Source organism: Parvibaculum indicum, assembly GCF_011762095.1.
In the GTDB taxonomy this organism is placed as follows: Bacteria; Pseudomonadota; Alphaproteobacteria; order Parvibaculales; family Parvibaculaceae; genus Parvibaculum; species Parvibaculum indicum.
Map to the genome: position 1 here is coordinate 132,517 of NZ_JAASQO010000005.1, position 22,866 is coordinate 155,382.

Genomic DNA, 22,866 nt, shown 5'->3' on the forward strand with positions numbered 1-22,866 from the left:
CATTTCCGTATCGAGCCCTGTGTCACGGGCCGCGCTCGGGATATGCTCGGGCGGGCGCCGGCTTTCCGTCGGGGGAGGCGGCGCACATAAAACCGTCATCCCCGCGTCGATACTGCTGCCTATGAGCGTTCGCAAAAAATCCGGCCGTGCGAAGCCGTCCGATCCCCCCTCCTTCCCGGCGCGCGTGGGTTTGCGCCATGGCGCGGTGCCGGGGCGGGGGCGATATTCTGTGGACGGTCTTTACCGCTCCGCCGCCATGCGGGCGACGCTCGAACATGGGCTGGCGGGCGATGCGCAGGTGACGCGCGCCCGCATCGACCTGCGGACGGGAAATCTGCTGGTCGAATTCGACCGGGCGCTGAGCCATGCGGAGATGGCCTGGCGTATCGACAGGCTGTTGGCCGGGAAATGCGCGATACCGAAAGGCGCAAAGAAGCAGGCGCCTGCCCGGGAAAAAAAGGCGGGCGGGGGAAAGCCTCCGCCGGTCCATGAGAGCCCCGGTGCGAAAGGCCATGCCGTGTCGGCGGAAGAGGCGCTTGCCGCCGTCGCCAGCCGCCGCGAGGGGCTGGGCGTGGAAGAGGCGGCCTCGCGTCTGCGCGAACACGGTCCCAATGAATTGCCGGTCGCCAAACCGCGCTCGGACCTCGCGGTCTTCATCGACCAGTTCAAGAGCCTGCCGGTCGCCATGCTGGGCGGCTCGGCCGCCATGTCGTTGGCGACAGGAAGTCCGCTCGACGCGCTGGTGACGCTGGGCGTCGTCGGGGCCAATGGCGGCATCGGCTATGCGATGGAATCGGGCGCGGAGAAGACGATCCACGACATTACGGGGCGTGGCGAGCATCGTGTGCTGGTCCGGCGCGAAGGTGCCGTGCGGGACATTCTGTCGCGCGAGGTCGTGCCCGGCGATGTGGTAGTGCTCACGCCCGGCGCCTTCATCGAGGCCGATGCGCGTATCGTCGAAGCGGTCGGGCTGACGGTGGATGAATCCTCGCTGACGGGAGAAAGCGTGCCCGTGTCCAAACATGCGGGCACGCTGGACGATCGCGATGCGCCGCTGGGCGAGCGCGCCAATAGCGTCTTTCGCGGCACCATCGTCGATGGCGGCAGCGGGCTTGCCGTTGTCATGGCCACGGGCGCCGACACGGAGATCGGGCGCATTCAGGCGCTGACCGGCGAAGCGCGCCCGCCCCAGACCCCCATCGAGCGCGAGCTGGAACGGATGGGGCGCCATCTCGTCTATCTCTCGCTCGGCGTCTGCGGCGGCGTGTTCGCGCTGGGCGTGGCGCGCGGTCTGGGCACCATGCCGATGCTCAAAAGCGCGGTCGCGCTGGCGGTCGCCGCGGTGCCGGAAGGCCTACCCGCCATCGCCACCAGCACATTGGCGCTCGGTCTCGGCGAGTTGAAAAAGAAGAATGTGCTGGTGCGGCGTCTGGAGGCGGTGGAAGGGCTCGGCTCGCTCAATGTGCTCTGTTTCGACAAGACGGGCACGCTGACCCAGAACAGTATGACGGTCGAGAGCCTGCTGGTGGGGGCGGAAACGCTCCATCTGGGGACGGACGGTTTCGGCACCGAAGACGGTCATGCCGATCTCAAGCGCCATGAAATGAAGAAATTCCTGGAAGTGGCCGCGCTTTGCTCCGAGGTGAAGATCGAAGAGAACGGCAATGGGCCGCTGTTTCACGGCTCGCCCACGGAGGTGGCGCTTGTCGATCTCGCCGCGCGGGGCGGTGTCGATGTCGCGGCGGTGCGCGGCGACAATCCGGTGGACCGGGTGGCCTATCGCACCGAGAGCCGCAAGTTCATGGTCTCGCGTCACCACCGCCTGTCGGAAGAAAAGATTTCGCTCGCCGTCAAAGGCAGTCCCGATCAGGTGTTGCAGCGGTGCCGCGTGATGGAGGTGAACGGTTCCCTCGCCGCGTTGGACGGCGAAGCGCGGTCAAAAATCCTGGCGGAGAACGAGCGCTTCGCGAGCGAGGGGCTGCGGGTTCTGGGGCTCGCCTATAGCCACGATCCGGCAAATGCGCCGGAAGAGCCTAAGGACCTCATCTGGCTCGGTCTTGTGGCGATGAAGGATCCGCTGCGCGGCGGCATGGCCGATCTGATGGCGGAATTCCACAAGGCGGGCATCCGCACGGTCATGATTACGGGCGATCAGCCCGCCACGGCATATGCCATCGCCAGAGAAGTCGGTCTGGCGGGCGCGGCGGAGCCGGTGATCGTCGATGCGGCGAAACTCGACGGTTTGTCGCCGGAGGCCTTTCGCGGCACCGTCGCGGGCGGCAATGTATTCGCGCGGGTGAGCCCTGCGCGAAAGCTCGAAATCATTCGGGCGCTTCAGGAAACGGGGATGCGTGTCGGCATGACGGGCGACGGCATCAATGACGGTCCGGCGCTCCGGGCCGCCGATGTCGGCATCGCCATGGGGCAGGGCGGTGCGCAATCGGCGCAGGATGTCGCCGATGTGGTCATTCGCGACGACGATCTCACCACGCTGGGCGCAGGCATCGCGCAGGGCCGCGCGACCTATGCGAATATCCGCAAGGCGATCCATTTTCTGCTGGCCACCAACCTCTCCGAAATCGCGATTGTCGCGGCGGAGACGATGGCGCCGGGCGACCAGCTCGAATCGCCCATGGAAATGTTCTGGATCAATCTGGTGACGGATATTCTGCCCGCGCTCGGGCTTGCGCTGGAAGAGCCGGAGCAGGGCATCATGTCGGTGCCGCCGCGCGATCCCGAGGCGCCCATGTTCACGGCCGATTATTACAAGATGCTGGCAAGCGAGGCAGGCATCATCTCGGCGGCGTCGCTGGCCGCGCATGGATACGGCCTGCTGCGCTACGGGCCGGGGCCGCGCACGCGCAGCATCACCTTCTCGACTCTGATCGGGTCGCAGCTTCTCTTTGCGCTGTCATGCCGTCACGACCGCTTCCACGGGCTCTCGGGCGGCGGGCTGTTCGGGAATAAATATCTGAACGGAACGCTGACCGCGGCGGGCGCGCTTCAGATTCTGCCGCTCGCCTGGCCGCCGCTCCGCCGGCTGCTGGGGCTGGCGCCCATCGGAATTTCGGACGGGCTCGTCATCGGCGGCAGCATGCTCGCTTCCTTCGCCGGCACGGAATATCTGCTGGCGCGGCGGACGATGAAGAATGCGGGACCGCAACCCGTCGCTTGAGCTCGTCGCGGCGCCGGAGGCTATTTCTTCGTGTCGTCCGTCGTTTTCATTTCCTCGAACGATGAGGAGCGCAGCGAGTTCAGCGCATACCAGAGTGCCGACAAGGCGGGCATGGCGATGCGGCCGCGCGCAAGCTGCACCATTGCGACAAGCGAGAAAAAGAGAAAGGCGGCGGTGTTGACGTCGATCGACCCGGCCGAATTGCGGCGGAGCAGTTTCTCCATGTCCCGCATTCGCCCGCGCAGGCCTTGCATGACGTCGGGCCCCGGTTCGGGAGTTTCCATGATGAAGAGGCCCGCCCCGAGCGCACCCTTGCTCAGCTCGTCGAAATCCCCCTGATAGCGGATCAATATGCCTGCCGTCAGCGGGTTGGCTTCCACCGAATAGACGCCGGGCAGGTCGACCATCGCATGGGCGAGTTCTTCCAGCGCCTCGCGCTCGCGCCTGAGCGAGGGCAGGCGGAGGCGTGCGCGGTCACGCGTCAGATGTTCGAGGGTCGCGGAAGGGGGCGGCGGCGCGGTGCGTTTCGTGGCACGGCGCTTCGCAGCGGGTTTGCGGGCCGTTGTGCTTCTGGCGGTTGCGCTCTTGCCGGTCTTCTTTTCCGGGCCGTCCTGTTTCTTCGCGGGCATGTCAGCTCTCGCTGGAGGGGGCGCGGCTTTCGGCGAGTTCCGCTTCCGCCTCGGCATAGGCGTCTTCGACGATTTCCATGAATTCGGCGAAGCTCTCGCCGGCGCGTTCGGCGAGAATGACCGCCGTCCTGGTCGCGGTCTTTGCCGCCGGTTTGGCCGCGCGCAGCAGGGCGGGCGCGATGACGGGGCCGAAGACGAGGGCGCCGGCGGCTGCCGTGCCGAGGGCGGCCAGACCGAATGTGAGGCGTGCAGACAAGCTTTCCTCCCGCGTTGGGTGGCTTTCAGTCAAATTCCAGACAGAGAGTGTGCTTTCGCAATGTGACGGGCACAACCGCAAAAAGAAGCGTCGCGGAAAACGAAAAGGGAGCGCTCATGAAAGGGCGCTCCCGAAATCCTTCGCTACGATGAAAGCCGCCGCTGTCGTCAGCGTTCGACCTTGTGGCCGGCCTTTTTCCAGGCTTCGATGCCGCCTTCCAGATAGAATCCTTCGCAGCCGCCCGCGCAGCCGGAAAGCTGGTCCTCGAATTTCTGGGTGCGCATGCCGCCCTTGCAGTGGAACACGACCGGCTTGTCGCCGAGACCGGCGATCGGGTCGTTGCCGATGCCGGAGAGCGGGACGAGTTTGGCGCCGGGAATACGCTCGGCGGCGGTCTCGTTCGGTTCGCGAATGTCGACCAGCACGCAATCGCCATTGGCGAGCCATTTTTCCACGGTCGTCACGTCAACGGGCTTCAAAGACATTGTTCGTTCCTCATTTCTTCACGCCGGGCGGACAGAAGATATCGACCAGCGTGTTGATAATGGCGAGGGCGGCGGGAGAGGCGAGGCGATAGTAGATGGTCTGTGCTTCGCGCCGCGTCTCGACAAGGCCGAGATCGCGCAGAACGGCCAGATGCTGCGACAGGGCCGATTGGCCGATGCCGATCAGATCCTGTATCTGGCCAACCGACAGTTCCCTGTCCGCGATCTGGCACATGATGAGCAGGCGGCGCTCATTCGACATGGCACGCAATAGTTGAGCGGCATCCGCCGCGCTTTGCTCGAGTTCCATGATGGTTGCATCGACCGTTTCGGCCATCTTGCCCACTCCCGGCTGCCCCGCAGCCTTTCATGTGTTACTTATATAAGAACTAATTGATATATTCAAGTCCCGGTCGGATCGTCTCCCGATCCGGAGATCGAAGGTGAAAGTTGGCGGCTTGCCCCCAGGCCCGCCCTCAGGCCGGTGGCAAGACAGGCGGTCAGGAGATAGCCGCCCGTCGGCGCTTCCCAATCGAGCATCTCCCCCGCGCAGAAAACGCCGGGGAGGGCCTTGAGCATCATAGCTCCATCCAGTGCATCCTGCGCAATGCCGCCCGCCACGCTTATGGCACTCTCCATGGAAGATGGTTTGTCGAGGCGCAGCGGCAATGCCTTGATGGCGTCGGCGAGCGTTTCGGGCGAAAGAAACGCCTCTTTTGCCGCGCATTCTCGCAAGAGGGCGGCCCTCACCCCTGAAATGCCGGCCGCCTTGCGCAGATGATTGGCCAGTGAGGCCTTGCCGCGCGGACGCGAAAGATCGCGGACGAGCCTCTCCCGGCTGCGGTCGGGCGCAAGGTCGAGCCGGAGCGTTGCCTCGCCCGACCGCTCGATTTCGTCGCGCAGAAGGCGGGAAAGCGCATAGATGGCGCCGCCCTCGACCCCCGACGCCGTGACGACGAATTCGCCCTCCAGCCGGTTTCCCGCGACGGTGAGTGCCACCGGTTTCACCGGGGCGCCCGCGAAACGCTCGCGCATATGTGCAGACCAGACGGTCTCGAAGCCGCAATTGGCGGGCCGGAAGGGGCGTATGTCCACGCCCTGCGCCGCCAGCAATCCCGTCCAGTCGCCCCGCGCGCCAAGCCGTGGCCAGCTTGCACCGCCAAGCGCGAGAACGGTTGCATCCGGCGCAATCCGGATCTCGCCCTCCGGCGTGTCGAAGGTCAGGGCGTTCGTATCGTCCCAGCCGGTCCAGCGATGTCGCGTATGCAGCGCCACGCTCTTTTCGTTCAGGCGGCGCAGCCACGCACGCAGCAGGGGCGAGGCCTTGAAACTTTCGGGAAAGACGCGGCCCGACGAGCCGATAAAGGTTTTCTGGCCCAGGCTTTCCGCCCAGGCGATCACCTCTTTCGGCCCGAAGGCGCGCAAGGCCGGTTCGAGCCAGTCCGCCGCTTCGCCATAGCGCACCAGAAAGGCGTCGAAAGGTTCCGAATGGGTGATGTTGAGCCCGCCGCGCCCTGCCATCAGGAGCTTCCGTCCGAATGACGGCATGGCGTCATAGACATGGACGGCGACGCCCGGCGCCCTGTCGGCAATCGTCTCGGCGGCCATCAGGCCTGCCGGGCCGCCGCCTATGATGATCGCTTTGGGGCTATCCTCTTTCATGGCGCGCGACCTTAATCGGCTTCCGATTGTGATAGAAGCGGATTTCCTTTCAGAACGATGCTGACATCATGACCGACAGGCTTCCTGAAATTTTCGTCGATGCCGACGCCTGCCCCGTGAAGGCGGAGGTGGAGCGCGTGGCGACGCGTCACGGGCTTACCGTCCATATCGTTTCCAATAGCGGGATGCGCCCGACCGGCAATCCGTTGCTGAAACCGGTCGTGGTGCCGGAAGGGCCGGACGTGGCGGATGACTGGATTGCCGAGCATATCGGCGAGGGGGATATTGCCGTCACGGGCGATATTCCGCTTGCTTCGCGCTGCCTCGAAAGAGGGGCTGCCGCAATCGGACATGACGGCAAGCCGTTTACCGCCTCCAGCATCGGCATGGCGCTGGCCATGCGCGACCTGATGAAAGATTTGCGCGAAACGGGCGAGGTGAAAGGGAGCGGTCGCGGCTTCACCCGCGACGACCGCTCCCGTTTTCTCCGCGCATTGGAGAGCGCCGTACAGGAGCGGTTGCGCGCGCGTTAGCTCGCCTTGGCGTCCTCCGGCGTTTCGCCCGCTGCGAAGGTCATAGCCACGCCGTTCATGCAGTAGCGAAGGCCCGTGGGCGGCGGGCCGTCATCGAAGACATGACCGATATGTCCGCCACAGCGGCGGCAATGCACTTCCGTGCGCGTCATGAAGAAGGAACGGTCTTCCGAGGTGCCGACGGCATTGGGCAGCGGTTCGTAGAAGCTCGGCCAGCCGGTGCCGCTGTCGAATTTCGCCTCGGACGAATAGAGAGCGAGATCGCAGCCGGCGCAATGATAGAGACCTGCGCGTTTTTCGTCATTGAGCGGGCTCGACCCGGCGCGCTCCGTCCCGTGATCGCGCAGCACGTAATATTGCTGCTCGGTGAGCTGGGCCTTCCATTCCGCGGGCGTTTTCGTGACCTCGAAGGTCTTGCCGCCGGCGGATGACGGGGCGGCGTCGGCATTGCTTCGCCACGCCCAAGCGCCTGCGCCGAGAAGAGCCGCGCCGCTTACGCTTGCCAGGAAGCCGCGTCGTGTCGTCTTGTTCATGGTCGCCTCCTTTTTGTTCAATGGTCCGCTCGTTCAGTGTTCCGCGGGCTCGCCGCCCCGCGCTTCATCGCCCCAGAGCCGGTCGAGGCGCTGATCGCGACCGCAATTCCAGCGATAGAATTTGTAGCGGAGCGGATTCTTCCGGTAGTAGTCCTGATGGTAGGTCTCGGCCGGGTAGAAGGGCCCCGCCTCCACGATCCGGGTCCGGATCGGCTTGTCGAAGCGGCCGGACTTTTCCAGTTCCGCCTTGCTTTCCTCGGCGAGCTTCTTCTGCGCCGGCCCGTGGGTAAAAATGGCGGTGCGGTACTGATTGCCGACATCGCAGAACTGCGCGTTCTTGCGCAGCGGATCGGTGTTGCGCCAGAAGATATAGAGCAGCTTCTTGTAGCTGACCCTGGCAGGGTCGTAGGTGATCTCCACCGCTTCGGCATGTCCCGTACCGCCTTCGGAAACCTGTTCATAGGTCGGGTTTGCCACCTTGCCGCCGGTATAGCCGGAGACGACCTTTTTCACGCCGTCGAGCTTTTCGAAAGGCGGCTCCATGCACCAGAAGCAGCCGCCGGCAAAGGTGGCGACCGCCAGAGGGGCGCCGTCATCAGATGACGGCATCATGGCCGTTTCCTCCGCGCCCGCGCCGCGCGTGCCGAGGGCCGCGATCAGCAGCAGCGCCATGACGGTCAGGGCGGCAAGGCCGAGGGTCTTTCCGGTCTGCAATGGCATGGTCGTCTTTCCTGGTCCTTGATCTTTGGAAATCTCGCGGTCACGCCGCCTTGCCCTTGAATGTAGTCCTCGCGGCGGTCCCTTTCCTCACACAAGCGATCACGCTTGCGCGAGCAGGCTTGTGCGCTCGCTGCGTCCCGTTTGTTGATCTATGCCATGGACGTCATGCGACAAATTGACATATCCTTTTTGGAAATATGGTTTTGTCGGGAGGAGGCGGCCATGGGCGTAGCCATCAGTCATGAAGGCCGGAAAGCAGGCGGTGGATCCGGTGCCATCGAAATCGCGAAGATCACGGCGGACGATCCATGGGTCTGGATCCGGCGCGGCTGGTCGGATATGGGCCGGGCGCCCCTCGTCAGCCTGAGCTACGGGTTGGGGTTCTCTGTCATTTCCGCCGCGCTGGTCGCCGCCATGTTCTGGCTCGATGCGAGTTCGCTCGCGCTGGCCGCGGGCGCCGGCTTCATGATCGTCGGGCCGATGCTGGCCGTCGGCATGTACGAGGCGAGCCGTCGCATGGAAAGCGGGCGGCATGTGGCACTTTTCGACGTGCTTTTCGTGTCCACGCGCAGTCCCGCCCAGCTTGCCTTCATGGGCATCATGCTGATGGGCGTGTTCCTTGTGTGGATGCGGCTCGCAACGCTGCTCTTTGCGCTCTTTTTCGGGGATAGCGGTTTTCCGCCCTTGCCGGATTTCATTCCCACATTGCTGCTGACGCCGCATGGGCTGGGCCTGCTGGTGGTGGGCACCATTGTGGGCGCGGTGCTGGCGGTCTTCACCTTCGCCATTTCGGCGATTTCCGTGCCGCTTCTGATGGCGCGGGACGTGGATGCCGTCACGGCGGTCATCGCCAGCGTTCAGGCCGTGCAGAAGAATTTCTGGCCGATGATGCTCTGGGGCTGGATCATCGCCTTTGCGATGGGCTTCGGCATCGCCACGCTTTTCATCGGCATGATCTTCACCTTCCCGCTGGTGGGCCACGCCACATGGCATGCCTATCGCGCGCTGGTGAAAAGCTGAAGCCGGTCAGTCCTTCTTTTCAGGGTCGTTTTTCGGCGGCGGCGGGTTTTCCATCTCGTCGTCGTCGAAAAGGATGCGCTGGGCGGCGCCTTCCATGTCGTCATACTGGCCGCTTTTGAGCGACCAGAGGAAGGCGGCAAGCCCCAGCCCGCCCAGAACGAGGGCGGCGGGGACGAGATAGATCAGGACAGCCATAAATCTTCCCTCGCAAGGTCAGTCGATCCGGCGCCAGTTGAGGCGCACCGCGTTGAGCGTGACGGTGATCGAGGAGGAGGACATCGCGATTGCCGCGATGAGCGGGGTCACATAGCCGGCAACGGCCAGCGGCACCGCCACGGCATTATAGACCAGCGCCAGTCCGAAGTTCTGCACAACCAGATGCCGCGCTCCGCGCGCGATACGGATCGTTTCGACGATGGGCCTGAGGTCGGCGCCCTGGAAGATGAAATCGGCGGCGGTCTGGCTCACATCGGCGGCGCTGGAGGGCGACATGGAGACATGGGCGGCCCGCAGCGCAGGCGCATCGTTGAGGCCGTCGCCCACCATCAGGACCTTGCGGCCCTGCGCGCGCAGTTCTTCCAGCCGGGCGATCTTTTCGTCGGGCCGCGCTTCGGCGCGCCAATCGGCAATGTTCAGGTCGGCCGCAAGCTCGCGGACGACTTCCTCCCGGTCGCCGGACAGGAGTTCGATCGCGAAACCCTCGTGAGTCAGCCGGGCGATGGTTTCGGCGGCGTCGCTTCGGGCTCTGTCCGCGAACTGGAACCGGCGCGGCGCGTCGCTGCTTTTGGCGAGCCAGAGTTCGGGGCCCGCATGGGAGGAGACTTCGTCGTCGGCGCCTGTAAAGCTGCGATTGCCGAGACGCACCGTTTCCCCATCCAGCATCGCTTCCATGCCCATGCCGGGCACTTCGTGGATGTCGGAAAGGGCAGGCGCGGCGATATCGGCGCCATGGGCGGCCAGCGCGCGCGCCAGCGGGTGGCGGCTTTGCCGGGCGAGCGCCACGGCGAGTGCGATCTCCACCGGGCCCGCATCGCCCGCCGAGACGAGTTCCGGCTCGCCCAGCGTCAGCGTGCCGGTCTTGTCGAAGACGATGGTGTCCGCGTCGGCCAGTTTTTCAAGGCCGTCCGATGCCTTGACCAGGACGCCATGTTTCAGGAGCCTGCCGGTCGCCACGACCTGTACCACGGGCACGGCAAGGCCGAGCGCGCAGGGACAGGTGACGATGAGGACGGCGATCGCATGGGTGAAGGCCGTTTCCCAGCCCGCGCCGAGTGCGAACCAGAGGGCCAGCGTGGCGGCGGCCAGAACATGCACGGCGGGGGCGTAAATGCGGGCGGCACGGTCAGCCAGACGTACATAGCCGGCGCGGCCCTGTTCGGCCGATTCCATCAGCCGCACGATTTCGGCCAGCAGAGAATCGTCGTCGCGCTTGGTGACGCGCAAGGTAAGCGGCGCGGAAATGTTGAGCGTTCCCGCAAAGACCTTCGAGCCCGGCGACACGGCGGTCGGCACGCTTTCGCCCGTGACGAGGCTCGTATCGATGTCGGCGCGGCCCGTCAGCACTTCGCCGTCAGCGGGGATCCGCGTACCCGAGGCGACGCTCACCTTCATGCCGGGCTCGAGGTTCTCGACCGGGACGGAATGCTGCGTGCCGTCCGGCCCGATCACGGTCGCCGCCATGGCGCGCAGGCCGAGCAGGTTCTGTGCGGCGGAACAGGCTTTCGCCCGCGCCTGAACGTCCAGATAACGTCCGATCAGCAGGAAGAAGAGCAGCGTCACGCTCGCGTCGAAATAGACATGGCTCGCATTGACGATGGTCTGGACGAGGCTCATGCCCGTCGCCAGCAAGACGGCCAGCGAAATAGGCACGTCCATGTTCATGCTGCGCGCCCTGAGGGCGCGAAGCGCGGAGCGGAAGAAGGGCTGGCCCGCATAGGCGATGGCGGGCAGCGCGATCAGCGCCGAGATCCAGTAGAAGAAGGCGCGGGTGGAAAGCTCCATGTCGCTGGCAAGCCCGGCCCAGACGCCCACCGAAATGAGCATCACATTTGCCGCGGCAAAGCCTGCCACGCCGAGCGCGCGCAGCAGGCGGCGCTCTTCGGTCTCGTCGAGCGCACTCAGCAATTTGGGGTCGAAGGGAACGGCCTCGAAGCCCGTATCGGCGAGCTTTTCCACGATGTCGGCGGGTTTCAGCCGGGCCGGCTGCCAGCGGACGGCGACGCGCTTGGTCGAGAGGTTGGCGCGGGCATATTCCACGCCCGGCAATTCGCCCAGGCCCCGCTCGACCTTTCTGAGGCAACCCGCGCAGTGCATGTCCTGCACCACGAGATCGATCTGGTTGAGGCCGTCGGGCGTCTTGCGCACGAAGAGAGACGGGTCGACGCGCCCGGCTTTCGGTCCGGCCGGTTTTGCCTTGTCCGCCCCCCGGCCGCTGCCGGTTTCGCTTGCTGCTGTCTCGTTCAATTGGTTGCCCCTTTCCCGAGGCGGGGCCGCCGATGTTGGCTCAGCGGCCGATCAGGACGCGCTTTTCCTGCACGAATTTCTTGCCCTGGGGGTCTTCGGCCGAAATGCGCACCAGCCAGTTCCCCGTCCATTCCAGGTCCGTGTCGCCTTCATAGAGACCGGGCGCGGTCTGAACGAGGGCAAGCGTCCGGTCGCCGCCCTGGGCCACCGGCCGCCAGAAGGTGCCGTTGACGCGGAGCCCGGTCAATGGCGTCCCCCCGGCATCGGCGAAGCGGACACGGAGATGCGTCTTGTTGCCCGGGCCGAGAATGAGTTTTTCCTCGATATCGGCGGTCCAGCCGAGCTTCTTCTGCGCCTCCATGGCCTCCAGATTATGGTTATAGGCGCGGCCCTTCTGATAGGCGTCGTTGATTTCGATGCCGGAGAAGGTCGAGATCGCCCAATAGGCCATGTAGCCATTGGCGCCGAAAACGATGCCGAAAAAGAGCAGGAAGATGCCGAGGACGTGCCATCCGGTCAGGCGGCCGAAAAAGCCGGGCTTTTGCGTTTGTTCCGCGTTGCTCATTTCTCCGGTCCCTTGAAATTCACGTCCTTGGCCGACACTTCGCCGGTTTCCAGATTGGTCGCCTTGAAGGTGAAGGCGGCTTCGCCGGATTTGAGCTGGCTCAGCCTGTCGGCAGGCAGCGCCACGAAGAATTTGGCGGATGCCAGGTCGTCCGGCGCGACGTCGACTTCGGTGTCGTCGGCGTCCGTCGCACCGCCGCGCAGCAGCACCGCGCCGTTGAGGCCGTCGACGCTGACATCGAAGGTCTGCGGCTTGTGCTCCTTGTTGATGATCTTAACCTCGAAACCGTTGCGGATCGAGCCGTCGGAAAGCTGCACGAAGAGCGGGTTTCTGTCGGCCAGCACGCTGATAGTCTGCGTGTCCCGGTTGAGGAGCGCGACGAGCATGATGACGCCGACCAGCGCCCAGACCGCCGTATAGAGGATGGTGCGCGGCCGGATAATGCGGAAACGCGGCTTTTCGCCGTTCTTGCGGCGTTCCATGTTCTGGATGGTGTCGTAGCCGATCAGGCCCCGGGGCCGCTCGACCCGATCCATGATCTCGTTGCAGGCGTCGATGCAGAGCGCGCACTGGATGCATTCGAGCTGCATGCCGTCGCGAATGTCGATGCCCATGGGGCAGGCGGCCACGCATTGTCCGCAATCGATGCAGTCGCCGCGGCCGTCCCAGCTTGCGCCCTTCTTGTGGGGACCGCGCGGTTCGCCGCGGTCGATTTCATAGGAAACCAGCAGGGATTCCTCGTCGAACATGGCGCCCTGGATGCGCGGCCAGGGGCACATATAGATGCAGACCTGTTCGCGCGCGAGGCCGCCCAGCAGATAGGTCGTGGAGGCGAAGAGCGCGACGAAGATGTAGGCGACCGGCGCGGCATCGAATTGCAGGAATTGCTGCGCGAGCGTGGGGGCGTCGTCGAAATAGAAGACGAAGGCGCCGCCCGTCGCGATGGCGACCAGTACCCAGCTTACATGCTTGCCGAGCTTGCGGGCCATATTGGCGGGCTTGAACTTTTGCTTGTCGCGGCGGATGCGTGCGGAACGGTCGCCTTCCCAGAAGCGCTCGATATGGATGAACAGGTCGGTCCAGACCGTTTGCGGGCAGGTGTAGCCGCACCAGACGCGGCCTGCGACCGAGGTGATGAGAAAGAGGCCGAGCGCGGCCAGGATGAGCAGGCCGGTGATGTAGTAGAATTCCTGCGGCCAGATTTCGAGAAAGAAGAAGTAGAAGCGCCGCGCGGGGAAGTCGAGGAGCACGGCCTGATCCGGCAGGCCCGGCGCGCGTTCCCAGCGGATCCAGGGCAGCGTGTAGTAGACGCCCAGCGTCAGCGCCATCACCAGCCATTTCAGCTTCCTGAAATTGCCGTGGACGAGCTTGGGGTAAACCTTCTGGCGCGACTCGTAGAGGGGACGGTTCTTCTGGGCGTTGACCGGGGTCACCGCCTCTTCCCCACCGCCCGCATTGGCGGAGGCTTCCGCGACCAGGGCATCGAGACCGCTGTTCACACCACTATTTTCCGGGGACAAGGTTTCGGACATCTGCTTCTGCCAAACTCTGAGCTATCTGAACTGTAGCGGGCTGACCGGGAACGCTCCATGACCTCTGTCAAAACCGACCGGTCAAAGAAGAGCCCGGCACTGCTCTCGCAGGCCGGGCTGATCTCTCGCTACGCTGTGAGGCGGCTGCTACTCACCGCCGCCCAGCGAATGCACATAGAGCGTCAGCGACTTGATAGTGCCTTCGTCAAGGCGTCCGCCCCAAGCTGGCATGACGCCGCTGCGTCCCTTTGACACGGTTTGTTCGATGGTGGCCTTGTCTCCGCCATAGAGCCAGATCGCGTCGGTGAGATTGGGCGCCCCCAGCATCTGGTTGCCGGTTCCGTCCTCGCCGTGGCAGGAGACGCAGTTCTGGGCGAATATCTCGGCGCCGCGGCCGGCCGCCCCGGCGTTGTGTTCCTGACCGGAAATTTCCAGCACATATTCGGCAACGTCGCTGACCTGTTTGCGGTCGAGCATGCCCAGATCGCCGAAGGCCATCATCACGTTCAGGCGGGTTTCCTCGTCCGCTTCCCAGCGGATGCCGTGAAGCAGGGTGGTGTGGATATCGTCCAGCGTGCCGCCCCAGAGCCAGTTATCGTCATTGAGGTTGGGGAAGCCTTCGCCGCCCGCTGCGCCGGAGCCGTGACAGGGGGCGCAGTTGTCGCCGAATGAGGCCTTGCCGGCGGCGAGCGCCACTTCGCTGAGCTTGGGGTCCTGCGCCAGTTCGGTCAGCGGGGTCTGGGCGATCTCCCGCATCACTTCCGAGCGGCCCTCCGCCACGGCGGCAAGTTCGTCGGCGACGCTGTTGCGATTGGTATAGCCGATCACGCCTTCGGTGTAGGTCCATTGCCCGTTCCAGATAACCGGCCAGGCGGGCATCACGACCCAGTAGGCGATCGACCAGATGATGCTGGCGTAAAAGGTATAGAGCCACCATTTGGGAAGCGGGTTGTTCAGTTCCCGGATCCCGTCCCAGCTATGGCCGGTGGTCTCGACCCCTGTGATCTCGTCCTTGTGCTTTTCGCTCATTTGTCGGACTCCGTCTCGTCCTTATGTGCGGCCGCATCCGCGCCCTGGGGCGTGTCGTCGTCATCCTGCAACGGCAGGCTGGCCATGCGGTCGAATGTCTTCTTGTTGGACGGCCAGAGCGCATAGGCGACGATGCCGAGAAAGAGCACGAACAGGAAGATCAGACCGCCTGTGGCGAGCCATGTCCTCGAGAAATCGTATGCTTCCTGACCTGTCATATTCTGCGTCTCCGGTCGTCCTGTGATGACGTTGTTCCCGATGATCCGGGACTATTGCTTGAAGTCGGCATTCTCATAGGCGTTGAAGTCCACGAGCGTGCCGAGCATCTGCAGATAGGCGACGAGGGCGTCCAGCTCCGAAATCATCTCCGGGTTGCCGTCGAAGTCGCGGGCCACCGCCTTGGGGTAGCGCTGCATGAGCTCTTCCGTGTCGGCATCGGGGGTCGCCTGGGCCAGAAGGTCGGCCTTGGCGTTCTCGATGTCCTCGTCGGAATAGGGCACGCCGGTGACGCGCAGCGCCTTCAGATCGTCCTGGATCTCGCCGTATTTGAGCGGCGTTTCCGCGAGGAACGGATAGCCGGGCATCACGGATTCGGGCACCACGGAACGCGGGTCCTCCATGTGAAGCCGGTGCCACTCGTCGGAATATTTGCCGCCGATACGGGCAAGGTCGGGACCCGTCCGCTTCGACCCCCACTGGAAGGGATGGTCGTATTTGCTCTCGGCCGCCAGCGAGTAGTGGCCATAGCGTTCCACCTCCGCGCGCAGCGAGCGGACCATCTGGCTGTGGCAGAGATAGCAGCCCTCGCGGATGTAGATGTTGCGGCCCTCCAGCTCCAGCGGGGAGTAGGGGCGAACGCCCTCCACATCCTCGATGGTGCTCTTGATCAGGAAGGTCGGCACGATCTCGACCAGGCCGCCAATGGCGACCGCGATCAGGATCAGGACAAGCAGCAGGATCGAATTCTTCTCGACCCGTTCGTGAGAGAAAGTGTTGTTTGCCATGATTGTATGACCTCCCTTACTCGGCGGGCTGCGCGGCGGGCGCAGCGTTGAGGCCGGAAGCGATGGCGGGGTGTTGCGCGGCTTCGCCGGCGCGTTCGCGTCCCCGTATGGTCATCCAGCAATTATAGACCATGATCAGCGCCCCCGTGAGGAAGAGCACACCGCCCAGCGCACGGATGATATAGAAGGGATGCATGGCCTCGACCGTTTCCACGAAGGAATATTCGAGGAAGCCCTGCGCATCGTAGGCGCGCCACATCAGGCCCTGCAGGATGCCCGACACCCACATCGCGGTGATGTAGAGCACGATGCCGATGGTGGCGATCCAGAAGTGCCAGCTCACCAGCGCCAGCGAATACAGCCGCTCGCGCTTCCACAGCCACGGCACGAGGCAGTAGACCGCGCCGAAGGAGACGAAGCCCACCCAGCCCAGCGCACCGGAATGCACATGGCCGATGGTCCAGTCGGTGTAGTGGGAGAGGGAGTTCACCGCCTTGATGGACATGACCGGACCTTCGAAGGTCGACATGCCGTAAAAGGCGACCGAGACGACCAGCATACGGATGACGGGGTCGGTCCGGAGCTTGTCCCAGGCGCCCGACAGCGTCATCAGGCCGTTGATCATGCCGCCCCAGCTCGGCATCCACAGCATGATCGAGAAGGTCATGCCCAGCGTCTGCGCCCAGTCGGGCAGCGCCGTGAAGTGCAGATGGTGCGGGCCTGCCCAGATGTAGATGAAGATCAGCGACCAGAAATGGATGATCGAGAGGCGGTAGGAATAGACCGGCCGCTCGGCGCGCTTGGGCACGAAGTAGTACATCATGCCGAGGAAGCCCGCGGTCAGGAAGAAGCCCACCGCGTTATGGCCGTACCACCACTGGATCAGCGCGTCCTGCACGCCGGCGAACATGGCGTAGCTCTTGGAGGAGAAGATGCTCTCCGGGATCGCCAGATTGTTGCCCAGGTGCAGCATCGCGATGGTGACGATGAAGGCGAGATAGAACCAGTTGGCCACATAGATGTGGGGTTCCTTGCGCCTGGCCATCGTGACCAGGAACACCAGCAGATAGACCACCCAGACGATGGTGAGCCAGATATCGGCATACCATTCCGGTTCGGCATATTCGCGGCTCTGGGTGACGCCCATCAGATAGCCGGTGGCGGCGATCACGATGAAGAGCTGGTAGCCCCAGAACACGAACCAGGGCGCGATATCGCCTGCCAGGCGCGTGCGGCAGGTGCGCTGCACGGCATAAAAGGAGGTCGCGATCAGCGCGTTGCCGCCGAAGGCGAAGATCACCGCGGAGGTGTGCAACGGGCGCAGACGTCCGAAATTGATGAAGGAGATGTCGAAGTTCAGCACCGGAAAGGCGAGCTGGAAGGCGATGACGACACCGACCAGAAAGCCCGCTATGCCCCAGAAGAGCGTCGCGATGACGCCTGCCTTGACGACGCCGTCATTGTAGCGGTGCCCTTCTTCCGGCGACCCGCTCTCCATCGCGTTGAAATGGCGCTGGCCGATCAGGAAGATGCCAGCGACGAAGGCGAAGGCGAAAACCCATGCATGGGCGGCCATCTGCCAGTCGGTTGCCTTTGCCGCCGTGATGACGCTCCAAAGCGCCCCCACGATCAGCGCCCCGATAACCGCGTAGGACGCGGCTGTCATGGTGCCGGGGATGTGGTCCCTCGGTTCACTCGAAACCGCCATGTGACGATCTCCTTTTAAGCTGTGCCTCAAAATCCGGGTGGCCCCGGACGAAAGTGCTGAATTCCCCTCTGGCGGATGAGTGGTGTTGCCTACGCCCCGCATCGCCAGCTAACCAAGTCCATAACATGATTGTGGGAAAGGCAAGAACAGACCAGCTTGCCGCGCTGCGAAATGTCGCATTCGGACAATTACGTACTTCCCTGTCTGCAGATGTCTCACCCGGGGACGGGCTAGCCGTTCAGCAGCGCCTTTCGGAAGCGGGCCAGCGCGATCACGAAGAACGCCACGCTAATGGCCCCCATCATGGCCAGTTTGGGCCAGACGATGGAAAGTCCCGCCCCGCGGTAGAGAATCGCCTGTGCATAAGCCACGAAATGGGTCGAGGGCGAGAGCTGCATGACGTCCTGCAGCCAGACCGGCATGCTCTCCATCGGCGTTGCGCTGCCCGACAGGAGCTCGAAAATGATGAGCACCGGTATGGCGAGCAGGGCGAATTGCGGCATGGTGGACGCGAAAGTGGCCAGCATGATCCCCAGTCCCGTCGCGGCCGTCAGATAGACCGCTATTCCCACTGCGAAAAGCGTCAGCGAGCCTGCGATCGGTATCCCCAGAATCGTTTGCACGACCAGAGAGAGGGAGATGAGAGCGCCTATCAAAATCACCAGGCCGTTCGCCCAGATCTTGGCGACCATGATCTCGGCGGCGCTCACCGGCATGACGAGGAGGTGTTCGACGGTGCCGCGTTCGCGTTCGCGGATCAGCGCAGCACCCGCCAGGATGATCGCCAGCATGGAGACGTTGTTGATTACCTGCATGACGGAGGTGTAGCGGAGCGAATCGGCATTCGGATTGAACAGGTATCGGGAGACGAGATTGATCGGCTGGTCGCTCGATACGCCATGCTCCCTGAGCGCGACCGAAATTTCCTGGGAAATGATGGAGGAAACATAGTTGACCCCGATTCCGGCCAGCGACATGGCGGTCGCATCCGCGCTGACCTGAATGGACGGCTTGTCGCCGCGCAGCAGGTCGCGTTCGAAGTTCGGCGGAATATCGATCAGGAAGACGAACTCGTTCCTGTCCATGCCGGTGATGGCTTCTTCCGCATCGATGTAGCGGGCCTGCTGGAAATAGGGTGGCAGGAGCGCGGCGGCGATCTGGCGCGACAGGGGGCTGCGGTCCTCGTCGACAACCGCGACGGCCGCGTTGACCACTTCGGTCTTGGCCCCCGTGGCCACCGAATAGACGGCGACGGTGAAGATGTAGATGACGAGAACCAGCAGGATCGGATCGGCGAGGAAGGAGCGCAATTCCTTCACGCCGAGGCGCCAGACATTCCGGACGAAATGCATCATGTCACCGCTCCTGCTTTCTGAGCGCGATACGGGCGACGAACAGGTAAGCCAGCGCGAACAGGACCAGCATCGCGAAGGATGTCCACATATCCGAGAGGTGGAGGCCCTTGGTCATCGCGCCGACGGAGATGGGCTGATACCAGCCCGAGGGAAAGGACAGGCCGATGATCTGCCCCGCGCCGGAGAGAGAGGAGACGGGAACGAGAAGGCCCGAGAAATTGACCGCCGGGATGATCGAGATGATGGCCGCCCCGAACATGGCCGCCACCTGCGTATTGGTGAAGGACGAGATCAGCACGCCGAACCCGGTGGTGCCCGCCACATAGAGGAGCGATCCGAGAAGCAGTGCGGGCAATGAGCCCTTGACGGGCACCCCGAAGATGAAGACCGCCATCGCGAGAAGCGTCAGGAAGTTGATATAGGCGAGGACGATATAGGGTCCCTGTTTGCCCAGCAGGAATTCCAGCCGGGTCACGGGCGTCGACCGGAAATTGGCAATGGAGCCGTATTCCTTTTCCCGCACGACGCCGACGGCGGTCATCATGGCGGGGATCATCGTCAGAATCAGCGTGAAGACGCTTGGCACGATGGCGTAGACGCTCTTGAAGGCCTGATTGTAGCGCATCCGCGTTTCGACCGAGAATATGTTGGCCGCGAGCCCCGGATATCGTTCCGCGAGATATTGCTGCGCGATGCCGCTCACGTAACCCGCGGCGGTCTCGCCGCGGAAGGGCGAGGCGGCGTCGACCAGCAGATTGATTTCGGGGTGGTGTCCGCCGAGAAGGTCGCGGCCGAAACCCGAGGGAATTTCCACGCCGATGACGATCTCTCCGCTCTTCAGCCGCTGGATCAATTCGGTTTCCGAACGGGCCGGCGTTTTTTCGTCGAAATACCGGGATCCCTCGAACCCCTCGATAAGGGTCCTGCTTTCGAGCGACTGGTCCTGATCGAAAACGGCATAGGGCAAATCCTCGACATCGAAGGTAATGCCGTAACCGAAGGCGAGCAGAAGGATGACGGGGCCGGCGAGTGCGAAGGTCAGGCGGATGGGGTCGCGCAGAAGTTCCATCGCTTCGCGTCGCGTATAGGCCCACAGGCGCTGCAGGCTGAAACTGCGCCTTCCGGCTTTCCCGCGTCCGTTTTGATCCGGTTCGGGCATGGCCCGTCCGATAACGCCGTCCGTCATCCGGGATGGCGCCGCCGCTTTCTCGAGATATTCGACGAAGGCCTCTTCCAGAGAGCCTCCGCCGCTGCTTTCGGCCAGGTCGCGCGGTACGCCGACGGCCAGGACGCGGCCCGCATGCATCAGCGAGACGCGGTCGCAGCGTTCCGCCTCATTCATGAAATGGGTGGAGATGAAGATCGTGACACCGTCGTTGCGCGACAGGTCCAGCAGGTACTGCCAGAACTGGTCCCGGGCGATCGGATCGACGCCCGATGTCGGCTCGTCGAGAATCAGCACTTCCGGCCGGTGGATCACCGCCACGGCGAGTTGCAGGCGCTGCTTGATGCCCAGTGGCAGGTCGTCCGGGCGGCTGTGCTCCACGTCCTCCAGCTCGAAGCTCTTCAGCATTTCGAGGACGCGCGGTTCGATTTCGTCGTATGGCAGCTCGAAGATATGCGCATGCAGTTCGAGGTTTTGCCGTACGGTCAGTTCGCTATAGAGCGAGAAGGATTGCGACATGTAGCCGACGCGCTGTCGCGTGGCCATGTCGCGGGCATCGAGCGGCTTGCCGAAGAGCCTGGCCACGCCCTCGCTGGCGGGCAGCAACCCCGTCAGCATTTTCATGGTGGTGGTCTTGCCGCAGCCATTGGAGCCGAGGAAGCCGAAAATCTCGCCGGGCTCGATGCGGAAGCTCACATTGTCCACGGCGACGAAATCGCCGAAGCGCCGCGTCAGCCCTTCCGCCTCGATCGCCGCCGTATCGCCGTCCGCCTGTCTCGGCGGCACGGTGACCGCCCGGTGCCGCTTGCGCCTTTCCTCCGGCAGCAGTTCGATAAAGGCTTCCTCGAGCGTCTCGTGCCCCCCGGCCCGGCGGACCTCGTCCGGCGTGCCGGTTGCGAGAATGTGGCCGTCATCCATCGCCGCCAGCCAGTCGAAGCGTTCGGCTTCTTCCATATAGGCGGTGGCGACGAGCACGCTCATCTGCGGCCGCCGGGCGCGGATATGGTCGATCAGTTCCCAGAACTGGCGGCGCGACAGCGGGTCCACGCCTGTCGTCGGTTCGTCGAGAATGAGAAGATCGGGATCGTGAATGAGCGCGCAGCACAGCCCGAGCTTCTGCTTCATGCCGCCCGAAAGCGCCCCGACCGCGCGGTGGGGAAAAGGGGCAAGCCCGGTCGCGGCGAGAAGTTCGTCGATCCGCTCGCGCCGGGCGGCGGGGGTCAGGCCGAACAGCCGTCCGAAAAAGTCGAGATTCTCCTCCACGCTCAAGGTCGGGTAGAGGTTCTTGCCGAGGCCTTGCGGCATATAGGCGATGCGGACGTGACAGCGGCTGCGATGGACGCGGTCCGTCATGTCGCCGTCCAGTACGTTCACCTGTCCCGACTGAATGCGGCGGACGCCTGCCAGAATGGCCAGAAGCGTCGATTTGCCGACGCCGTCCGGTCCGATGAGCCCGGCCATGCACCCGGCGGGAATGTCGAGAGACACGTCCTCCAGCGCGGCGTTGTCGCCGTATCGATGGGTGAGGGAGCGGATCTGCGCGACCTTCGGGGCGACCTCCTGCATGGTGCCGTTTCCCGTATCAGCCCTGATCCGATCCGGCGGCGGCTGCCGGTGTGTCCTGCGCGGGGGCGCCTTCGGGCAGCTTCACCCGGAGCCGGTCGGGCCAGGCGGTGGCGGGGTCGAGCCGCACATAGCCGACGCCGCGCACACCCGTTTTCACCCGTTTTTCGAAGCGGGCGAGCAGCTCGGGGTCGAGGCTGAGCTTGATCCGGAACATCAGATTGTCGCGTTCCTCCTGCGTCTCCACGGACTTCGGCGTGAATTGCGCCTCGCTCGATACGAAAGTCACTCTGGCAGGAATGACGTAGTCGGCGGCCGGGTCGAGGATCAGCCGGGCCTCGTCGCCAAGTGCGAGACGTCCCGCCTGACGGGCGGGCAGGAAGATCGTCATATAGACGTCGGAGACGTCGAGCAGCGTGACGACCGTGCCGCCGGCGGCGAGGACTTCTCCCGGCTCGGCAACGCGGTACTGGACGCGGCCTGCGCGCGGCGCGACAAGGTCCATGTCGTCCAGCATGTTCTGAAGCTGGTCGAGCCGGGCCCGGGCGGCTTCGATGGCGGAGACGGCCTCGGCTTCCGCGGCCCTGGAGGTGGTGAGCGCGGCCTCGGCGGAGCGGAGCCGGGCGCGGCGCTGGTCGAGCGTCTCGGTGGAAAGATGCCCTTTCCTGTTCAGGGTGACCGCGCGCTCGTACTCGGCCCGGGCGAGGTCGAGTTCTGCCTCGCGCTGGGCGATGGCCGCGGCGGCCTGCGACTTGGCATGTTCGGCGCGGCTGACCTCGGCCCTGGCCGCGGCCACCTGGGCCTTCGTCTGGACGGCGTCCATGGACGCGATCTTCTGGCCGGCTTCGACGAAATCGCCTTCCCGCACATAAATGTCGTCGATGCGTCCGGCATATTTCGTTGCCACATTGATCTGTTCGGCCTCGATCCGGCCGTTCGACATGGCGATCCCGTCGGGAAGCTCGTCCTGCAGGCTGTCATACCAGTAGAACCCGAGCGCCGACGCGACGAGGATGGCGACCGCGATGGCCAGGTATTTTCTGTAACGAGGATCCTGATAGATCGGCAGGTCGGACATGGGGCCTCGCGAATGCGCTTAAAGGAACAAACTCACATAGGAATAGCAGCCATTATCAGCTTTGTCGGCGCGATACCGGAACCTGGATCAAAAACCGGAAAGTAAGAGGCGGGCAGGACGGACCGGCGCCATTCGACAGGTTCTGTTTGAATCAACTACGGAGTACGACACCGCATTAACTAAGCGTAATGAAGTGTATCGTCCCCGGTACCTGCGGAATTAGGTAGTCTGACGACGAAGATCAGACATCAATACAATTTGCGGGCAATTTTGATTGACAATGGGACTGTGCCAATCAGACGTGTCGTGATATGGAGAGCCGCCCGGATGGGGGCCCTCCTGCGAACGAGACCCTCCGAAAGGCGATCCTCCACCTCCGGCGTCATCTGGG

21 protein-coding genes are annotated in these 22,866 nt (G+C 63.9%); 3 read left to right on the top strand and 18 right to left on the bottom strand.

The window, feature by feature from the left end; all coding sequences use genetic code 11:
• Nucleotides 1-121: 121 nt before the first annotated feature.
• Complete coding sequence (locus FHS78_RS08170; RefSeq protein WP_167093024.1) at nt 122-3,175, top strand: cation-translocating P-type ATPase; 3,054 nt, start codon at nt 122-124, stop codon at nt 3,173-3,175.
• Nucleotides 3,176-3,195: 20 nt separating this feature from the next.
• Here the strand turns inward: FHS78_RS08170 and FHS78_RS08175 are convergent, their stop codons facing one another.
• From FHS78_RS08175 to FHS78_RS08195, 5 genes are all read right to left on the bottom strand, one after another.
• Nucleotides 3,196-3,804, bottom strand: a complete 609-nt coding sequence (locus tag FHS78_RS08175; RefSeq protein ID WP_167093026.1) for an HMA2 domain-containing protein — start codon at nt 3,802-3,804, stop codon at nt 3,196-3,198.
• Between the two features lies 1 nt (nt 3,805).
• Entirely contained in the window at nt 3,806-4,060 is a 255-nt protein-coding gene (locus tag FHS78_RS08180) for a DUF5132 domain-containing protein (RefSeq protein ID WP_167093028.1), read from the bottom strand.
• A 167-nt stretch (nt 4,061-4,227) separates the two neighbouring features.
• Nucleotides 4,228-4,545: a rhodanese-like domain-containing protein gene (locus tag FHS78_RS08185; protein ID WP_167093030.1), complete on the bottom strand. Its 318-nt coding sequence runs from the start codon at nt 4,543-4,545 to the stop codon at nt 4,228-4,230.
• Between the two features lie 10 nt (nt 4,546-4,555).
• Complete coding sequence (locus FHS78_RS08190; RefSeq protein WP_167093032.1) at nt 4,556-4,882, bottom strand: ArsR/SmtB family transcription factor; 327 nt, start codon at nt 4,880-4,882, stop codon at nt 4,556-4,558.
• Nucleotides 4,883-4,947: 65 nt separating this feature from the next.
• On the bottom strand, nt 4,948-6,207 hold the full coding sequence (locus tag FHS78_RS08195) for a TIGR03862 family flavoprotein (protein ID WP_167093033.1): 1,260 nt from the start codon (nt 6,205-6,207) through the stop codon (nt 4,948-4,950).
• Nucleotides 6,208-6,275: 68 nt separating this feature from the next.
• Between FHS78_RS08195 and FHS78_RS08200 the strand changes: the two genes are divergently transcribed.
• Nucleotides 6,276-6,740 carry a YaiI/YqxD family protein gene (locus FHS78_RS08200; RefSeq protein ID WP_167093035.1) on the top strand — a complete coding sequence of 155 codons (465 nt, stop codon included), beginning with the start codon at nt 6,276-6,278 and terminating at the stop codon, nt 6,738-6,740.
• Here FHS78_RS08200 and msrB read toward each other — a convergent pair.
• Both msrB and msrA read right to left on the bottom strand, forming a co-directional pair.
• Nucleotides 6,737-7,273 carry a peptide-methionine (R)-S-oxide reductase MsrB gene (msrB, locus tag FHS78_RS08205; protein ID WP_167093037.1) on the bottom strand — a complete coding sequence of 179 codons (537 nt, stop codon included), beginning with the start codon at nt 7,271-7,273 and terminating at the stop codon, nt 6,737-6,739. The genes FHS78_RS08200 and msrB overlap by 4 nt on opposite strands.
• A 33-nt stretch (nt 7,274-7,306) precedes the next feature.
• A complete protein-coding gene (gene msrA, locus FHS78_RS08210; RefSeq protein ID WP_167093039.1) occupies nt 7,307-7,993 on the bottom strand; it encodes a peptide-methionine (S)-S-oxide reductase MsrA in 687 nt (228 codons plus the stop codon).
• Between the two features lie 222 nt (nt 7,994-8,215).
• Between msrA and FHS78_RS08215 the strand changes: the two genes are divergently transcribed.
• A complete protein-coding gene (locus FHS78_RS08215; protein ID WP_167093041.1) occupies nt 8,216-9,013 on the top strand; it encodes a DUF2189 domain-containing protein in 798 nt (265 codons plus the stop codon).
• 6 nt (nt 9,014-9,019) lie between these two features.
• On the opposite strand, the gene ccoS is transcribed toward FHS78_RS08215, so the two are convergent.
• From ccoS to FHS78_RS08270, 11 genes are all read right to left on the bottom strand, one after another.
• Nucleotides 9,020-9,208 (bottom strand): cbb3-type cytochrome oxidase assembly protein CcoS, encoded by a 189-nt coding sequence (gene ccoS, locus FHS78_RS08220; RefSeq protein WP_167093043.1) that lies wholly within the window; start codon nt 9,206-9,208, stop codon nt 9,020-9,022.
• Nucleotides 9,209-9,226: 18 nt separating this feature from the next.
• A complete protein-coding gene (locus FHS78_RS08225) occupies nt 9,227-11,476 on the bottom strand; it encodes a heavy metal translocating P-type ATPase (RefSeq protein WP_281356605.1) in 2,250 nt (749 codons plus the stop codon).
• A 40-nt stretch (nt 11,477-11,516) separates the two neighbouring features.
• Nucleotides 11,517-12,041 carry a FixH family protein gene (locus FHS78_RS08230; RefSeq protein ID WP_167093045.1) on the bottom strand — a complete coding sequence of 175 codons (525 nt, stop codon included), beginning with the start codon at nt 12,039-12,041 and terminating at the stop codon, nt 11,517-11,519.
• Entirely contained in the window at nt 12,038-13,540 is a 1,503-nt protein-coding gene (ccoG, locus tag FHS78_RS08235) for a cytochrome c oxidase accessory protein CcoG (protein ID WP_343041942.1), read from the bottom strand. The genes FHS78_RS08230 and ccoG overlap by 4 nt, the downstream gene beginning before the upstream one ends.
• Nucleotides 13,541-13,720: 180 nt before the next feature.
• Nucleotides 13,721-14,602 carry a cytochrome-c oxidase, cbb3-type subunit III gene (gene ccoP / locus FHS78_RS08240; RefSeq protein ID WP_167093049.1) on the bottom strand — a complete coding sequence of 294 codons (882 nt, stop codon included), beginning with the start codon at nt 14,600-14,602 and terminating at the stop codon, nt 13,721-13,723.
• Nucleotides 14,599-14,820: a cbb3-type cytochrome oxidase subunit 3 gene (locus FHS78_RS08245; protein WP_167093051.1), complete on the bottom strand. Its 222-nt coding sequence runs from the start codon at nt 14,818-14,820 to the stop codon at nt 14,599-14,601. Before FHS78_RS08245 ends, ccoP begins: the two co-directional genes overlap by 4 nt.
• Before the next feature lie 51 nt (nt 14,821-14,871).
• Entirely contained in the window at nt 14,872-15,606 is a 735-nt protein-coding gene (ccoO, locus tag FHS78_RS08250) for a cytochrome-c oxidase, cbb3-type subunit II (protein ID WP_167093053.1), read from the bottom strand.
• Between the two features lie 16 nt (nt 15,607-15,622).
• Nucleotides 15,623-17,272 carry a cytochrome-c oxidase, cbb3-type subunit I gene (gene ccoN, locus FHS78_RS08255; RefSeq protein WP_246220408.1) on the bottom strand — a complete coding sequence of 550 codons (1,650 nt, stop codon included), beginning with the start codon at nt 17,270-17,272 and terminating at the stop codon, nt 15,623-15,625.
• 272 nt (nt 17,273-17,544) lie between these two features.
• Nucleotides 17,545-18,669, bottom strand: a complete 1,125-nt coding sequence (locus tag FHS78_RS08260; RefSeq protein ID WP_167093057.1) for an ABC transporter permease — start codon at nt 18,667-18,669, stop codon at nt 17,545-17,547.
• Nucleotide 18,670: 1 nt separating this feature from the next.
• Nucleotides 18,671-21,400, bottom strand: a complete 2,730-nt coding sequence (gene rbbA / locus FHS78_RS08265) for a ribosome-associated ATPase/putative transporter RbbA (protein WP_167093059.1) — start codon at nt 21,398-21,400, stop codon at nt 18,671-18,673.
• A gap of 16 nt (nt 21,401-21,416) precedes the next feature.
• A complete protein-coding gene (locus tag FHS78_RS08270) occupies nt 21,417-22,475 on the bottom strand; it encodes an HlyD family secretion protein (protein ID WP_167093061.1) in 1,059 nt (352 codons plus the stop codon).
• Nucleotides 22,476-22,866 lie beyond the last annotated feature (391 nt).

Coding starts and splice junctions, on each gene's coding strand:
- FHS78_RS08170 (WP_167093024.1), top strand. CDS start 122: ATGAGCGTTCGCAAAAAATCCGGCCGTGCGAAGCCGTCCGATCCCCCC.
- FHS78_RS08175 (WP_167093026.1), bottom strand. CDS start 3,804: ATGCCCGCGAAGAAACAGGACGGCCCGGAAAAGAAGACCGGCAAGAGC.
- FHS78_RS08185 (WP_167093030.1), bottom strand. CDS start 4,545: ATGTCTTTGAAGCCCGTTGACGTGACGACCGTGGAAAAATGGCTCGCC.
- FHS78_RS08190 (WP_167093032.1), bottom strand. CDS start 4,882: ATGGCCGAAACGGTCGATGCAACCATCATGGAACTCGAGCAAAGCGCG.
- FHS78_RS08195 (WP_167093033.1), bottom strand. CDS start 6,207: ATGAAAGAGGATAGCCCCAAAGCGATCATCATAGGCGGCGGCCCGGCA.
- FHS78_RS08200 (WP_167093035.1), top strand. CDS start 6,276: ATGACCGACAGGCTTCCTGAAATTTTCGTCGATGCCGACGCCTGCCCC.
- msrB (WP_167093037.1), bottom strand. CDS start 7,273: ATGAACAAGACGACACGACGCGGCTTCCTGGCAAGCGTAAGCGGCGCG.
- msrA (WP_167093039.1), bottom strand. CDS start 7,993: ATGCCATTGCAGACCGGAAAGACCCTCGGCCTTGCCGCCCTGACCGTC.
- FHS78_RS08215 (WP_167093041.1), top strand. CDS start 8,216: ATGGGCGTAGCCATCAGTCATGAAGGCCGGAAAGCAGGCGGTGGATCC.
- ccoS (WP_167093043.1), bottom strand. CDS start 9,208: ATGGCTGTCCTGATCTATCTCGTCCCCGCCGCCCTCGTTCTGGGCGGG.
- FHS78_RS08230 (WP_167093045.1), bottom strand. CDS start 12,041: ATGAGCAACGCGGAACAAACGCAAAAGCCCGGCTTTTTCGGCCGCCTG.
- ccoP (WP_167093049.1), bottom strand. CDS start 14,602: ATGAGCGAAAAGCACAAGGACGAGATCACAGGGGTCGAGACCACCGGC.
- FHS78_RS08245 (WP_167093051.1), bottom strand. CDS start 14,820: ATGACAGGTCAGGAAGCATACGATTTCTCGAGGACATGGCTCGCCACA.
- ccoO (WP_167093053.1), bottom strand. CDS start 15,606: ATGGCAAACAACACTTTCTCTCACGAACGGGTCGAGAAGAATTCGATC.
- ccoN (WP_246220408.1), bottom strand. CDS start 17,272: ATGACAGCCGCGTCCTACGCGGTTATCGGGGCGCTGATCGTGGGGGCG.
- FHS78_RS08260 (WP_167093057.1), bottom strand. CDS start 18,669: ATGATGCATTTCGTCCGGAATGTCTGGCGCCTCGGCGTGAAGGAATTG.
- rbbA (WP_167093059.1), bottom strand. CDS start 21,400: ATGCAGGAGGTCGCCCCGAAGGTCGCGCAGATCCGCTCCCTCACCCAT.
- FHS78_RS08270 (WP_167093061.1), bottom strand. CDS start 22,475: ATGTCCGACCTGCCGATCTATCAGGATCCTCGTTACAGAAAATACCTG.